The organism is Bacteroides cellulosilyticus (assembly GCF_020091405.1).
Taxonomy (GTDB): Bacteria; Bacteroidota; Bacteroidia; order Bacteroidales; family Bacteroidaceae; genus Bacteroides.
In genome coordinates this window covers 5,171,324-5,187,281 of record NZ_CP081903.1, presented here as the reverse complement: position 1 = coordinate 5,187,281, position 15,958 = coordinate 5,171,324, and the positions used below count along the sequence as shown (strand labels likewise).

General features: G+C 37.6%; 12 protein-coding genes and 2 pseudogenes. 5 read left to right on the top strand and 9 right to left on the bottom strand.

What is annotated here, in order from left to right; translation table 11 throughout:
* Positions 1-345: 345 nt before the first annotated feature.
* Genes K6V21_RS19585 through K6V21_RS19575 form a run of 3 tightly spaced genes read right to left on the bottom strand, consistent with a single transcriptional unit; the run spans position 346 to position 6,567 of the window.
* Positions 346-1,410, bottom strand: a complete 1,065-nt coding sequence (locus K6V21_RS19585; protein WP_224319605.1) for a hypothetical protein — start codon at positions 1,408-1,410, stop codon at positions 346-348.
* 18 nt (positions 1,411-1,428) lie between these two features.
* On the bottom strand, positions 1,429-4,620 hold the full coding sequence (locus tag K6V21_RS19580) for a type III restriction-modification system endonuclease (RefSeq protein ID WP_224319604.1): 3,192 nt from the start codon (positions 4,618-4,620) through the stop codon (positions 1,429-1,431).
* Between the two features lie 3 nt (positions 4,621-4,623).
* Positions 4,624-6,567, bottom strand: coding sequence for a site-specific DNA-methyltransferase (locus K6V21_RS19575; protein ID WP_224319603.1), 1,944 nt, complete (start codon positions 6,565-6,567; stop codon positions 4,624-4,626).
* 397 nt (positions 6,568-6,964) lie between these two features.
* Between K6V21_RS19575 and K6V21_RS19570 the strand changes: the two genes are divergently transcribed.
* A complete protein-coding gene (locus K6V21_RS19570) occupies positions 6,965-7,714 on the top strand; it encodes a 6-bladed beta-propeller (RefSeq protein ID WP_224319602.1) in 750 nt (249 codons plus the stop codon).
* On the opposite strand, the gene K6V21_RS19565 is transcribed toward K6V21_RS19570, so the two are convergent.
* Complete coding sequence (locus K6V21_RS19565; protein ID WP_224319601.1) at positions 7,715-8,314, bottom strand: CPBP family intramembrane glutamic endopeptidase; 600 nt, start codon at positions 8,312-8,314, stop codon at positions 7,715-7,717.
* 368 nt (positions 8,315-8,682) lie between these two features.
* On the opposite strand from K6V21_RS19565, the pseudogene K6V21_RS19560 reads away from it, so the two are divergent.
* A pseudogene (locus K6V21_RS19560) lies at positions 8,683-8,973 on the top strand (flavodoxin); the annotation flags it as partial.
* 6 nt (positions 8,974-8,979) lie between these two features.
* Positions 8,980-9,540, top strand: a complete 561-nt coding sequence (locus K6V21_RS19555; RefSeq protein ID WP_007214069.1) for a flavin reductase family protein — start codon at positions 8,980-8,982, stop codon at positions 9,538-9,540.
* Positions 9,541-9,632: 92 nt separating this feature from the next.
* Here the strand turns inward: K6V21_RS19555 and K6V21_RS19550 are convergent, their stop codons facing one another.
* Together K6V21_RS19550 and K6V21_RS19545 are read right to left on the bottom strand one after the other, a co-directional pair.
* Positions 9,633-10,229: a sugar O-acetyltransferase gene (locus K6V21_RS19550; RefSeq protein ID WP_224319600.1), complete on the bottom strand. Its 597-nt coding sequence runs from the start codon at positions 10,227-10,229 to the stop codon at positions 9,633-9,635.
* 105 nt (positions 10,230-10,334) lie between these two features.
* Positions 10,335-10,862, bottom strand: a pseudogene (locus K6V21_RS19545) (acyltransferase family protein); the annotation flags it as partial.
* Positions 10,863-11,064: 202 nt separating this feature from the next.
* On the opposite strand from K6V21_RS19545, the gene K6V21_RS19540 reads away from it, so the two are divergent.
* Positions 11,065-11,718 carry a DUF4476 domain-containing protein gene (locus tag K6V21_RS19540; RefSeq protein WP_224319599.1) on the top strand — a complete coding sequence of 218 codons (654 nt, stop codon included), beginning with the start codon at positions 11,065-11,067 and terminating at the stop codon, positions 11,716-11,718.
* Positions 11,719-11,785: 67 nt separating this feature from the next.
* On the opposite strand, the gene K6V21_RS19535 is transcribed toward K6V21_RS19540, so the two are convergent.
* Positions 11,786-12,358, bottom strand: a complete 573-nt coding sequence (locus K6V21_RS19535) for a DNA-3-methyladenine glycosylase I (protein ID WP_224319598.1) — start codon at positions 12,356-12,358, stop codon at positions 11,786-11,788.
* Positions 12,359-12,754: 396 nt separating this feature from the next.
* Between K6V21_RS19535 and K6V21_RS19530 the strand changes: the two genes are divergently transcribed.
* On the top strand, positions 12,755-13,276 hold the full coding sequence (locus tag K6V21_RS19530; protein WP_224319597.1) for a GNAT family N-acetyltransferase: 522 nt from the start codon (positions 12,755-12,757) through the stop codon (positions 13,274-13,276).
* Between the two features lie 844 nt (positions 13,277-14,120).
* Here K6V21_RS19530 and K6V21_RS19525 read toward each other — a convergent pair.
* Entirely contained in the window at positions 14,121-14,648 is a 528-nt protein-coding gene (locus K6V21_RS19525; RefSeq protein ID WP_408912618.1) for a hypothetical protein, read from the bottom strand.
* A 254-nt stretch (positions 14,649-14,902) separates the two neighbouring features.
* On the bottom strand, positions 14,903-15,790 hold the full coding sequence (gene fabD, locus K6V21_RS19520; protein WP_007214093.1) for an ACP S-malonyltransferase: 888 nt from the start codon (positions 15,788-15,790) through the stop codon (positions 14,903-14,905).
* Positions 15,791-15,958 lie beyond the last annotated feature (168 nt).

The window sequence follows — 15,958 nt, the reverse complement described above, 5'->3', positions numbered from 1 at the left end:
TGAATGTGCTGATATGTGCATGACTTAAAGTATGTCTATAAGTGAGTAGTGAATGAGCCCTGATAGTGGAAATCTGAAGGAAGCTGGTGGCAAATTCTCGATCTTACGACGGAAACTATATACGAAGCTTTCTTAGGTGGACGAGACTGCGAAACAAGTCCTATAACTATCCGAAACCTTTGGGAGTACATATAGAGATGAAAGCGTGCGTTCTTATCTGGGAGGTCTCACGGACACCTAAGTATATACTTCTTTGGGTGGTTGAAATAAAATTTGTCGTGAGAAGTCAGCCGAAGCCTATAAATATCAATGCGATACATGGATTATTTCAAATTACTACTATATTTAATCTATCAATTTTAGAAATAAATCTGGAAGAGTATCGGTTAAACCTTCAACTAAATTCTTGTATTTATAATAGATATAAGGAAATGATTTATCTTTCGTACTTAATGGCGGATATTTGTATACTTGACTCATTATAGGAGCAGCGTAACTTAATTTGTAGGTACTAAACTGATTTGCAATTATACGAGCACTGTTTTGATCTCGCGTGTTAGCAACTTCGTGCATTAAACGCTGATATTCTCCATGTTTCGTCCAATCTTTGCTAAATGGAAGATTTGGAAAAGAAATGACATCGACTTCTTTGAGTATAAAATCTGTAGATTTTTGTGACCAAGTTATAATAAACAAACGTAATCCAGATTGAACTCTTAATATCTCTTGCGATTGCCAACGTCTTACATCATTATCATATTGAATATAACCATCCTGGTTAATTCGTGTATGTTTTCCCAAGAAAAAATCATTATTGCAATGCATAGCAACTTCAGTGTTATTTGCATTCTGGAATTCTAGTATTGCAATTGGCTGAGAATATTGATTTGAAACAAAACAATCTATATTTGTAGGCCAAGCACATCCTGCACGCCTAAGAGCTTTATCAAAATAAGGTAAATCTTCACGTTCACGATATGGTTTTGTCGATCTCCAACCCTTAATTGTATAGATCCAATCAGAGAAGGCATGATATGTATCGTATGAAACAATGAACTTACATGTGATAAGATCAGAAATAGTATACACCCATACAGCTTCCTTTTCGTTGCAATATAATACATATGTCAATGGGCAATTGAAGGTATTTGCGAAGTTAATTTTTCGCTGTAGGACTTCGGGTGTCTCTAATAATATTATTTCAGAAAGAACATCTGTTTCAAGAGATTCACCTGGAACAAAGTCCACTCTTGCACGTTCGAATAAATGTGTGACAACGTTGTTGTTGTTTTCGTTACATCCTTCAATGGCATCAAAGAAGAGGCCGGTCTTTTCGATTAGCATTTTCTTTGCCCAATTGGTAGCATCACTTCGCTCAGAAGTTTCCTTACGGTAATTTATAAGTGCCATAATAAATTTGATTAGGTATTAATTAATTGTTTGCATCACATCTAGTAGATGCTCATAGCTGTCTACATCATGATATTTAACATTCTCAGTAGATATTTCATTGAAAAGTTTCTTGGCACAATTAATCTTAGCTTTCTCAATTGCACGAAGTTCCATTGAATCCATTGTTCCTTTAGTTTCTGCAATGAAAAAAACATGCTTCACAGTGCCTTTTTTGAATGCTATTGCCCAATCTGGAGAATAGTTACCTACTGGTGTAGGAATATGAAAACTCTTTGGTAACTTTGCGTATGCTGCAACTTCCTCTGCACTTTCAAGACTTTGACAAAAAGTCTTTTCTATACTATCTTTCGCTGTTCCATCAGTGAACACATAATCTGTAATATGACGTTTTGCACGAATAGCTTTATCATAACCTGCACTATGTTTTTCTGCTGTAAAAATAGAGCTATCATATTTACCTTCAATACGGTTATACGAAATATGCTCAACAATTATAGTCGCTTTTTGAGCTTTAATTAAATTAATAACCTTCGTAATGAATTCTTCCGGATTAATCGCAAACATCATTTTTTTCTCCGGAGTTAATTTCCCCAAAATACGACTAGCTGTTATTCGTGTTAAGGTAGCTCCTTTGGCAATATCACCAATCAAATCATAAGGTGTTGTACATGCATGTGCATTTCGCAAGTTTTGTGAAAGTGAAGAGCCCCCACTAAATGTCGTTCCACTCTTAATTTGCAACTGAGATATTGTTTCATTTTGTTGTCCAGTTGTTATGCTATATCTTACTTGTGTAACATGTAAATCTTTATTAATTGCCTCAGATGCATTCTTAATCAACTCTTCACTGTCAAAACTTACAGTATATGCATACTTATGATTAATTTTTTTCCATAAATCCTGAAATTCTTTTTTATGAAAGTTTTCGTTAAGTGGGGTATCTTCAATTGTAGTATTGTGACCATTTTCAAACATACCATCTAAAGCGTGCTCATCAAAAATAGATTGAATGAGTTTGTGAACCGGCTCTTCCATATCACGGAGTTTTTTGGGTAATGGTTCTAATGTTCCACTTATAGTAGCTTTGTGATATTCTTCTGTAATACCACCTTTAGAATCGATATAGTCGTTGTCTACAAGGTAAGAAATAATACTTGCCGCCTGTTGATCATCAATTGTGATAATATTTTCGCCAACCTTTAGTATTTTACCCTTAAAATATTCTGTAGTCGCTTTAGTTGGACGGTCATAAAGAACGTCTCTTGTCTCTTTTTGTAAATCGGTCACAAACGTAGTATAACTTTCGCTTGCAATTACAGTGAGTTTGTTAATTTCGTGAACTAGATCTTCACCTATAGTCTGTGCATCCATACGGGTTCCTGAGCTGTTCACTGCAAGGCGTAATCCTCGTCCAACTTCTTGACGCTTAGTTGTTGCACTATCGGAATGTTTGAGAGTACAGATTTGGAAAACATTTGGATTGTCCCATCCTTCACGTAATGCAGAATGAGAGAATATGAAGCGTGTTGGTTCATCAAAACTTAACAGACGCTCTTTATTTTTTAAGATAAGATCATATGCAGAAATGTCATCTGAAATGTCTGAGCCTTTTTTCAATTCACTGTTAACACTATGCCCTTTCTTATCAATGCTAAAGTATCCACGATGAATATCATGAGTATCAAAGCGACGAAGATATATCTGATAGTCATCCTTTTCAGCTTCATCACCACTTGAAGCAAATAATCTGAGTTTATCATTAAGTATATTATTATACTCCTCTTCAAAGATTTTTCCATATTCTCCAAGAAATTCCTCTCCATCTTCATCATATTGACGATACATTGAAACATGATCTATGAAGAAAAGTGAAAGTGTCTTTATGCCTTTATGGAATAACGCCTCCTCCTTTTCGAAATGAGATTGAATTGTCTCACGAATTTGAATACGGCGCATATCCTTTTCAGAGATGTCACCAACGACATCTCCTGTCTTCATTGTTTCTCCATTTACAAATTCAATTGTGTTAATATCAGGATCGATATTATTTATTGTATATCCATTCTTGTACTGTTGTAACCCATTTGATGCTAAATACAAGTTATCTCTTATACTCAAAAGCTTAGTTTTTCGAGTAACACCATTTGCTTGGCGCACTTCGATTTCTAATTTTGCCATAGGAGGTTTATTACTTGAAATAACAATCTTTTCAAAGAAAATATATCGATCAGTACCTCGAAGATTGTGTATTTCAAAACCCTTTACTTGGATTTTTTTTACAAGTTTTTTGTTGTATGCATCAAGAGCATCAAGAACGTACACCTCATTGTGATGATTTTTATGAGTAGCCGAGTAGTTGATCAAAAAAAGAGGGTTAAAATTCTTGATTCCTGTTTGGGTAGCAGCACCTCCCATTTTTTGTGGCTCATCTAAAATTACAATTGGACGATTTACCTTGATAACATCTATAGGACGACGACTATTAAACTCATCACGTTTTGAGTATATAATACGACTTTCTTTATTCTTTGCATCCTTTTTCATTGAGGTGGCAAATGCTTGGGTATTTATAATCATCACATTTATTCCTGCATCACTTGAGAATTTATCTAATGCATTCAAGTTACTACTATTGTAAATGAAAAATCTTGCTTTCTTGCCATAATGTTCCATGAAATGCTCAACAGTCATTTCCATAGACTTCTTTACACCTTCACGTATAGCAATGCTAGGTACTACTACGATAAATTTACTCCATCCGTACTGCTTATTTAACTCAAACATGGTCTTCACATACACGTAAGTTTTACCTGTACCTGTTTCCATTTCAACATCCAAAGATACACGCCCTATGTCTGAAAATAGTTTTGACGACTTATATATATTCTGCTGAGCTTGAATTGTATTAATGTTCTCAAGTAGTTGCTGATCAGATAAAACTATATCTGCATTACGATATCCAGCTGCATCCAGCTGCTCTTCAGCATCTGATACATCAATACTATCTCCCAAATCATTAAAATGCAACTGGAGAGCTTGAATTTCTTCTTTAGAAACTGTCTTTACCTTTTTCCAAAAATCTCTTGCATAGATAGTGTTATCACTGGTCTCGTCGAACTTTGGTTGGCCAGCAAAAACACCAACGATGCTTTCAACAGCGTCAGTTTGATATGGTTGTATCTTAAAATTAAATTTCATTTCTTTCATTATTTAATATACCTTAAGATGGGTATCAGGGCTATATGACTTAAATAACTGTTCAAAGTTAACAGCAACACTATCGTTTGCCATACAATTATCTCGCATTACAAAATAATATGGTTTGCTTTGAGCTATTTCAGAAATAACTTCATCAGTAACTCCCGGTTCAAAACAAGCCATCATATAACCATCTGCAACTGAATATACAGTTTTACCATGAATAATAGTTGTCTCAATTTTACTTGAGAGAGGACAATCTAATTCCAACATAGCCTGAAATAATAAATCATCAGCTGTTCTGTCTAGTTTTACATTATCAACAGTAGATTCAAATAAGTTCTGTGCAACATAATCGTTAGGAGTATACCATACTTGCTGCATGTTACTTGAATCTAGTTTTAACACACGAAAACCAGCATCAAACGAAGCATTGGGGTATGTTTCTTTTAGCATCTTAGATGCTTGTCGTATACGTTCTTTTCCTATCTCACAAATATTTTTGAAACCTGCCTTACTTGCTGGTTCAGTAGGCTCCTGCAACTGTACCATGATAAACTTTTTATGAGTACCATTTTTTGCATTCATCTCCATTACAGCATGAGCAGTTGTTGCAGAGCCAGAGAAGAAGTCCAAGATAACACAATCATCATCTGGTGCTGCAAAACCAATAATACGACTTAATAAAAGAACAGATTTTGGATTATCAAATATTTTTTTGCCACCAAGCAATTGTTCTAGTTGCTTGGTTGAAGCTCTACCATCTTCGTAATATATACTTTTAAACTGTTCTTTAACAGTCTCAATTCGCTTTTTAACGTGAGGTTGTGTTGTTTCATCTTTTCCCCACTCAATATCACCAACCTTATCGTAATCCCAGAAAGTTTTTTCAGTCCAGCGCCAACCAAATGCAGGCTTCACACACGGTTTACCAGTAACAGGGTGAATGATATCAAATGTATAACCACCAGGTTTTGTATTAGATGAATTTGTGGAATTACTGTACACACCACGTTCATCCACATTGTTGTAATGAGATACTCCCTTTAAATCTATCTCATTGGCTTTTATCCATTGGCGTAATTGTTTCTGCTGTTCAGCAATGTCAGTGGTTTTATGCTTTATCAATTTATATTGCTCATTAATCTTTTGAGCTTTGTCAGACTCAATAAACCATGGGGTAAGGAAATTCACATCCTTTGCAAAACAAAGAATATACTCATGCTCTGTTGATATTTGACGAGGGTTGTTATCTGTAGCCGATTGCCAAATAATTTCACCAACAAAATTTGTTGATCCAAATAGTTCATTACAAATCTTTTTCAAATTCTCAACCTCATTCTGGTCAATACTAATAAATATTACACCGTCTTTTGTAAGTAGATTGCGAGCAATCTTTAAACGAGAATACATCATATTAAGCCAGTCAGTATGGAAGCGTCCATTAGACTCCATATTTGGAGATAGCTGATTTCCATCTTCATCATATTGGCCGGAACGCAACATATATTCTGATGTAGTCTGAGAAAATTTGTCTGAATATACGAATTCTTTACCTGTATTATAAGGTGGATCTATATAAATCAGTTTGACTGCATTCAAATAATTCTCTTGCAGGAGCTTAAGAACTTCAAGATTGTCACCTTCTATATAAAGATTTTCGGTTGTATTAAAGTCTCCATAGCTTTCTTTTATACAAGGGCGAAGCGTATTCGTACTTGGAGCATTTGCAGCAAGAATAGCTTTTCTTTTGTCTGGCCAAGAGAACTGGTAACGTTCATCTCTACCTTCTACGACACATGTAGAAATCTCTTGCATCAGTATGTCTTTATCAATAGCTCTAACTAGGTTACCATTGATATCAATAGTTTCCGTCACAGCATTTGGAAACAGTGCAGCGAGTTTTGTGAAGTTCTCATCTGCCTGATTTTTTGTTTGCATTCTTAGTTTATTCATATATATCTTAAAATTTTATTTAATAAAGTTCGGAAAGTTGGTGAAGTGAATATAAATTCACACTATCCACCTTCTCCAACTCCTCTTCTAATGCTTCGTTGTAAAGATATTACCGCATTTTTCGGAATAGAACAACTAGGGAAATACGTACCGGCCAATTCGGAGAAAGAAAGAATCAGTTTTGCCATTTGCTAAGGTTTTAGGTTTAATATTACAATTCAGTTTTTTAAAGCTCTACAAAGATACTACATCAGAAAGGCGAAGTCAAGTATTTGGGTTGGTTTTTCCGACTATTCGTTTTTTTATTTTTTATTCTTCTCATTTTTCTGAGATAACATCTTGTCTATTCGTTTTTTTTTTATAAATTAGCCCAATTTACAACGTAACAAAAAACAATATGCGACACTCTTGTATTTCCTTTCTCTGCATCTCTCTTTTTCTTCTCACGGCTTGCTCCGGAGAAAAAGGTTCGCATGATCAGGTTTCTACAGTCAATATAGATAAAGGTGTCGAACACTTTGATGTGGACTACACTTCGGCACAATATCAGTCTCTTTTCAAAAATCCGAAAACGATCCGGCTGGAAACGAATGATAAATGCCTGTTGAGTGCTAATGCGTACCTCCTTAATGTGACTCCAAAGTACATAGTCATCGGAGATAAGACGAGTTTTTATTTCTTTAATGCCGAAAACGGTTCTTTTCTTTCTGTGATGGACAGGAAGGGAAATGGACCTGAAGAATATGCCGACATCTTTTCTCGCTTTTTTGATGAAGAAAAAGAGTTGATTTATGTTGCAACTCCTAATAAGACTAAATTATATAAGCCGGACGGGACATTTGTCAGCGAATACCCCAAAGATAGTATATCCAACTTTATAGGTGTATCCAACGGATATTGGGGAACCTACAAAAGAGAGTATCAGAAATCGCACTTAGTAGCCTTCTTTGATAAGGACTGGAACATGAAACAATCTTTCTTTCCTTTCGATGCAGAATCGGTGACGGGCTTTTCAGGTGGCTACATCGTGCCCAGATTCAAAGACGGAAACAACCAAGTGTGTATTGTGATTAATGATACGCTGTATGCCAGCAGAAAGGAGAAACTCATTCCCGTTATAGCCATCAATCAGGGTAAAATAGTATGATTATAACAAATAGAATATACCATACATCATTACGAAATTAAATCCCGAATGTGCCGCTATTGCTCCCCAAAGTGAATCACAATACAGCTTGCATCTGAAAAACACCTGGCTGACTATAAACATTGAAAACACCCAAAGCAAAGCAGGAATCGGTAAGAAGCACCATGTTCCCAGTGTATAAACGATCCCGAAATGAGCTACATGCGTTAATGCAAAAGCCAGTGAATCAAAGTATGAAGCCTTTGTCTCTCCGAACTTAGGGACAAAGCACCCGTGAATAATGCCTCGATACAGGAATTCTTCGCCTATCGGACTAAATATCATGCTTGGAATAACAGCGATTGTGAAGTACAACAATTTATCATCTCCTGTTATACCACTACTGGGGTTATTTCCCCCGATATATACAAATGCGTTTTCGACAGATTGCCCATACAGAAAAGAAAATAAACCGAATATGGCCAAGCAAATAACTCCGCCAGACAGGAAAGAAACTCCTATTCTCCACCAATGCGCGGGACGTTTAAGCCCTATGCCTTTTCGACCATACTTTGTAAGAAGAATGAACGGGATAATCCACATGCTTAAAAATACGAACATAACAGTGCCGTAACTTCTGTCTACATAAGATTGTAGAACGATTATGAAACGGGGTATTCCGAATAACAATATGAGAAATACGCCTAATTTCCAATTAAATTGAAAATGATTGCCCCAGAATTTCTTTAGATACCGATCCATAGCAGTAGAATTTATAGATTACACTTCTTTTGAAAGAATGCTCGTAAAATTACAAAATAAATCGAAAGGACAATCCGCTTTTACATTTTACATGCCCACCTTTTCTTTTATCCGTAATATTGGTTATATATTCTGTAATTTATATACCTGTATACTGGATAATACTCCGTAATTTTGTATCATTGCAATATGCTTCCCGAATCGAAGCGTTTGCTACGGAAAAGTAATCTATATCACGTCCTGCCTTAAGCTCCAAGTCGGCGAACCTGGCGGACTATGATAGTGTTTATATAGGTTTTCCCATCTGGTGGAATTTAGCTCCGAGAATCATTAATACTTTTATAGAAAGTGGTGATTTTTCAGGTAAGACGGTTATTCTGTTTGCCACATCGGGCGGAAGCAGTATCTCCAATTCCGAAAAAGAGTTGCAGAAGACTTATTCCAACCTGAAGTGGCAGAAAGGCAAACTGCTGAACGGTGCAACCAAAGAAGACATTAAACAATGGACTAAAAAATAAATTAGTATGAGAAAAAATTATGGAGCAAAACCCTTTTCCTATCCGCAGCCGGTGTTTATCATCGCTGCTTATGATGAAAATGGACTTCCAAACGCTATGAATGCGGCTTGGGGTGGTATCAGTGAGATGAAAGAGATCAGTATTTGCATCAGCGAAGGACACAAGACCACTGCGAATATCCTGAAGCGCAAAGCATTTACAGTAAGTATGGCGGAAGTGGGGCAAGTTGTTGCCTGCGATTACGTAGGTATTGTTTCCGGCAATAAGGTAACGGACAAATTCGCCCGTGCAGGCTTCCATGCTACCCGTTCGGAGTTCGTGGATGCTCCGCTGATTGACGAACTGTCCGTAGCGGTGGAGTGCAAACTGAAAGATTACAATCCCGAAACCTGCATCTTACGTGGAGAGATCGTAAATGTAAGTGTAGACGAGCGTGTACTTGATGAAAACGGAAAAGTAGATGCTTCTAAAGTAGCTCCCATCATCTTCGATCCGTTCAACAACGACTATCTGAAGGTGGGCGAAAAGGTGGGTAAGGCTTTTTCGGATGGCAAGGCATTGAAATGATTCTAAAATCAGTCCTTCACAGAAAATATTCCTCAAAGTATAGCTTAAATACTTTGAGGAATACAGATCAATGATACATTGTGATAGTTCTGTTAAACTACTTCATTATCAATTTGTTTAATCACCCTGCAAGGATTTCCTACGGCTACGCAGTTGTCAGGAATAGAGTGGGTTACTATACTGCCGGCACCTATGACACTGTTTTTCCCAATTGTCACTCCCGGTAGGATTATTGCACCACCACCAATCCACGCTCCATCATTTATTCTCACGGGGAGTGCATAGGTTTTGCAAATACCTTCTCCTGTTTCCCAATCCGCCACGACTCTTTCTTGTAATTTGGTAGAGTGGGTGGCTGTGTATATCTGTACATTGGACGCTATCAACACATTGTCGCCTATCTCGATGATGTTGTTGTCTACAAACGTACAGTTCATATTGATGATAACCTGGTCACCGATGAAAATATGCTTCCCGTATTCGCAATGGAAATCAATATCGATGTGAACATGTTCTCCCATCTTGCCGAACAAATCATGAAAGATTCGCTTTCTCTGTTCCGTGTCGGCATAGTCCGTTTCATTTAGCCGCTTCAACAATCTTTTAGCATTCAGCGTCATATCTGCCAATACTTTGTCACCGCCATTAAACGGTTCTCCGGCTAAGCACTTTTCTAATTCTGTTTTCATATATTGAGATCTACTAATTTTTAGAGCATTCAAGTCATTACGGAGATGACTTACTCATCATATTAATGTGCCAAAGATAAGAAAAAGATACTTTTCGCCATAGTTTTACCTTTTTTTCATTAAAAAACGCCTTTTCAGCCATTCACGTACCGGTTCGTCATACAGTTTAAGGCAAGCATACGCGATAGCGATGGATAAAATGAAGATGGAAACTGCAAACAAAATATGCATGCCTAAAGGTGCGTCCGGATGATTCCGTGCCCAGGCTATCTGCATATAAATCAGCGGAAAATGTGTGATATAAAGAAGGTAGGAGATCTCTCCGAGAAATTGGCAGATGGCTACGGAACGTTTTCCTGTCACATTACTGCCTGCTCCCATCGCTACTATTAAAGGGAACATAATAAGTACACAAAAAGCTTCGTAGGCACCGTTCATCCACATGGCTTCCGTGCCGCCGATGCGGGGCATAACTAAAATGGCAGCTATCAGCAATGAACACCAATAAAATCCTCTTTTTATCTTTATCAGTTTGTTGATGCGCGAAAGCAGTAGCCCCACGAAGAAAGGATAAAGCAGTCGGGATATACCGATGTAGCGCTGATCGGGAGTAAGGCTCCATCCGCCGATAAAGTGATGGACAGGGCCCACAGAATAAGTTTCAAACAAGTTACCAGAATTGTTCTCTTATTTCCTGTGATTTGAAGAGAATTCGGAGCACTGTGAATATTGGTATAATAGGGAAATCTCCCTAAATAATAGGGAAAAAGATAATATTATATGCTTTTCTCCACTTATATTTGTAGCAACATAAAAACTAAAAACAATATATACAATGAAAACAATAAAACTGACATTAGCACTACTGGCATTTGCAATCTGTATGGGTGGTTGTGCCATGATTTTAGGGATTGACAGTAATACCCTGATGAAAATTCAGAAAGGGATGACTAAAGAGGAGATCACATCCATATTGGGACAGCCGATGCACCGTAGCTTCGATCACGAAGTGGAAGGATGGAGATATGAGAAAAGTATTTCCGGAGCTCCCGGTATAACGATCATCGACCTTGGATTTGTGGACGGAAAAGTGACTTATATGGATTCTTACGAGAAGTATACCAATCCTCCTGTAGCGGTTTATCCGTCTGTGGAAATCAGTGGAACGGCTCCTTCCCGTCCGCACGTCACCGTTGGAAGGGTGATGGACGAAAGGGATTTTCAGTCGCTTTACAACAAAGTGAAAGGCAAACCTTTCAAAGACGATCAACTGGAATTATTGGAAGCCGGAATCGGTAACAGAGGATTGAATTGCAAGCAGTGTGTGCGGATGATGTCGATATACCGGTTTGATGATGACAAACTGGAAGTCCTGAAAATCTTAGCTCCGAATATTTCCGACCGGGAGAATTATGACGAGATAATCAATGCACTCGATTTTATCTCCAGTGAAGAGAAAGCAAGAAGTATTTTGGGAATAAAGAAGTAAAATGAAAAGGCGGTAAATCCATACGAGGAAATACCGCCTTTTACTTTGTATGAAGTTATACTGTCATTTATCCTTTTCGACAGATACAGTCCGCCAGATGATCGTTGACGAATCCCGCAGCCTGCAAATGGGCGTAGCAGATCGTAGATCCGAAGAACTTGAATCCTCGTTTTTTCATATCCTTGCTCATGGCATCGGATTCGGGAGATGATACCGGAATCTCACTCAAGGATTGAAAGGTATTGATAATCGGTTTTCTATCAGGAAAGAACGACAGTGTATATTCATAGAAACTGCCGAAGTCCTTTTGTATGGCGAGGAATAGCCTTGCATTTGTGATGGTAGATTTGATTTTCAGACGGTTCTTCACGATACCATCAAAATGCATCAGCCGCTCGACATCTTCATCGGTCATTTGTGCTACTTGTTCGGCATCGAAACCACAAAAGGCTTTGCGATATCCCTCACGTTTTTTGAGGATGGTTATCCAACTTAATCCGGCCTGGGCGCTCTCCAGCACAAGAAACTCGAACAGTGTCTTGTCGTCGGTCACTAAATTTCCCCACTCTTGATCATGGTATTTCACATACAGTTCGTCAGTTCCGCACCAACCACAGCGTCCGTTTACAAAATCTTGCATAATTATAGTACTTATAATGAATGTACAAATATAGTTTATTCACAATGGCGTGCCAAATTTTAATAAGTTATTCTATTTCAGCTTCTTCCTTTTTCTTGGATAAACTGCTATTCACCAGCCTTATTACTGAGTTCTGCGCTCAGTCTCAATTTAATTCCTATCTTTACAGCAGAAAGCAGGCTTGAACTATTTCTTATTTATCAATTCAATATTTAACGGATTATACTATTATGGATACTCAAAAAATGAAAGTACAAAAATTAGTGCCAACGGAATACAATGGTAGATGGGGCTTTTTAGATGCTGCAACAGGCGAAGAAGCTGAACGGTGAAACGTTCTTTATTGATGTGAAAGGAAATCGGGTTGAATAAACATGAAATGACATACATGAATTTATGATTGATACAGACGAAATAGTATTAAAGCCTCTGCTTGGCGAAGATATATTGTGGTTTGATAGATGGTTGAGAAAAGATTATATTTACAAATGGCTATGTCCGGATGGGGAAGAACAGAAGGAGGCTTGGTTGGACGAAGTCAGTAATAGAGATGGCAAATATGACTTTATGAAACATTTTATTGTTTACTATAAGGATAAGAAGATCGGATATTGTCTTTATGCTGATTGCTTTTTCTTGAAAGACTTGGAGGAAGAAGGGCACGACTTTGAGAGTTTGTATGGAGACATATCTGAAAAGAATCATACGTACGAGATCGGATATTTGATTGGCGAAGAAGAGTATCTGAATAGAGGTATCGGTAAAATGATTATCAGGAAGTTGGAAGAAAAAATCATTGAATTGGGAGGACGTGAAATAGCGGCGGACCCTTCCGAAGAAAACACGGCTTCAATAAAGGTACTGCTAAGCAATGGGTTTAAGAAGAAAAGTGATGGGGATTACAGAAAAATAATTTAGGGTACACTACCTGTAAATTAGGAGTGGAAAACAGTACTTACGAAACTTAACTTCTTAACTTTTGCTGAAGTGATAAATTAACCGCGAACGCATGTTGCATTTTTTTCTTTTGACAATCAGAAAGACGGTTCTTACTTTCTTCTAAAACAGCGTGTATGAAGTGAACTCATGGACAAAATGATTCTCTGATGATTAATGATTGTATATCAATCTGTTATGCCTCAAAAAAAAGACAAAAAGTGTACTATTTAAGGGTCAAAATAGGTTCAGGGTCACTTATACCCCCAATTCCTGCTTAAATGAATAAGATATTTAAAATAGATGTAAATAAAACATACTGTAATAGTGCTAAACTACTAAGGAATAAAGATTTTATTATTCACTCTTTATTACTTCCGCTTTATTGTTTTACTTTTTGTATTAAATATTTACCTATTTAAGGTTTGTTCGAATTGTAATATTCCAAATCTACTGAAATACGTTTTTTGCAAAAGTCTAAAAAAGTCAACAGTCTGTATATTAGCATTATATTGGCTAATACAAATAAAAATGACCTATAAATAGGGTTATAAGTGACCCTGAACCTATTTTGACCCCTAATAAGCCTTTTATTGGTCTTAATATTGTTATACTTTTTCAAGAACAGTCTGCGAAAAATAATACGGTAACCCACCCGGAAGCCTTAAACGGAACATAACAAGCAATGTCATGATGCAAAACTAGCAATCTTGTAATGCGGAATATTGCTAGTTTTGCATCATGACATTGCTTGTTATAGTTATTGGATTTAATTTGTTTTATAGCTGATTTTAACTCCTGAATATCATAACTTGCGAAACTTCAATTATTTATTTATCTTTTTTAGGATATTCCGTATGGTAGTCTTAACGCCTGTGGAGTAATATTCGGTATCTGCATTCTCTAATATGAGTTGCAGCTCTTTCAAAAGTTCCGGCTCAGACTTGCAAAGCTGGTAAGCCATTCTGATAGATAATGCCTGCACACCGATACTTTCTTGTGGGGCCAACATGTGATCCAGGCAATAATTTAGCAAATCGACAGAGACAGGATCAGATGCAGGTACATTATATAATATAGACAGCAATAACCGTTTGGAACCATCATGTTGGCAGACCAATAATCGCTGAATAATATCATCCAGCAATGGAACAAACCAGCCGGGATGCTTCTCACTTACTTTCTCACATGCCCATATAGCCCGCCATGAAACGACGATTTTATCATCGGAAATCAACTGGTATATATCTTTAAGGTATTCCGGATGCAGGCATATTTCCTGCACCAGCTTATCTATTGATAGTTTGCAAAGAGGCATTGCAAGGGTGTTTCTGTATTCGTCGATTTTCTCCATATCATGCATGTTTTTGCAAAGATAATGCAAATCGAACGCAGAACTTTCATGCTTGCATGAAAAAGTTATGCTGAGATGCAGCTTATCTTATCTAAAGATAATGCAAGTTGAATGTAGAACTTTCATACTTACATGAAAAAGTTTTGTTGAGATGCTGTTTATTTTCCTATTCTGAATGCGGATAGTATGATTACAAAATAAAGGGCTGTCTTTGGTTAAAAAGACAGCCCTTACAAATATGTTGTATTTAAGGATTATGCAATACCGTGAGCAGATACCTCCGGTGCAATCTTCTTGATCAGACCTTGCAGTACAGCACCTGGGCCACATTCTGTGAAGTCTGTAGCACCATCAGCAACCATATTCTTAACAGTCTGTGTCCAGCGTACAGAAGCAGTCAGCTGAGCAACGAGATTCTTCTTGATCTCTTCCGGATCAGTGTGAGGCAATGCATCTACATTCTGATAAACCGGACATTTGGGAGCGTGGATTTCAGTAGCGTTGATAGCTGCTTCCAATTCAACTTTTGCAGGATTCATCAGTGGAGAGTGGAAAGCACCGCCTACCTTTAAAGGTAAAGCACGTTTCGCTCCGGCAGCCTTCATCAGTTCGCATGCCTTGTTGATGCCCTCGATAGAACCGGAAATTACGATCTGTCCCGGACAGTTATAGTTGGCTGCAACGCAAACTTCACCTTCAGCGGTTACTTGCTCGCAGATTTCTTCTACTTTTTCATCGGAGAGGGCAATGATAGCCGCCATTGTAGAGGGTTGTGCCTCGCAAGCTTTCTGCATGGCCATGGCACGAGCATAAACCAGCTTCAATCCATCTTCGAAACTCAATGCACCGGCAGCAACCAGAGCAGAGAATTCGCCCAATGAGTGACCGGCAGTCATTTCAGGTTTAAAATCATCACCCATACAAAGTGCGGAGATAACGGAGTGGAGGAATACGGCAGGTTGAGTTACCTTCGTCTGACGCAGGTCTTCGTCCGTACCGTTGAACATAATATCCGTAATGCGATATCCCAGGATATCATTGGCTTTTTCAAACAATTCTTTTGCTAAAGCGGAGTTTTCATACAAGTCTTTTCCCATTCCTACGAATTGGGCACCTTGACCCGGAAATACAAATGCTTTCATACTGTTCTTGTTTTAGTAGTTAATTAAAAAAAGTGGTGCAAAGGTATAGCTTTTTCTGATATTGACCGCACAAATGAAGGATTTTTGTGCAATGCTACCGAAACCGGAGACGAGAGTTACAGTGTTTAAAGGAGTTCCTTGCGCACAATCTCCGTATCAGAGCCGTGT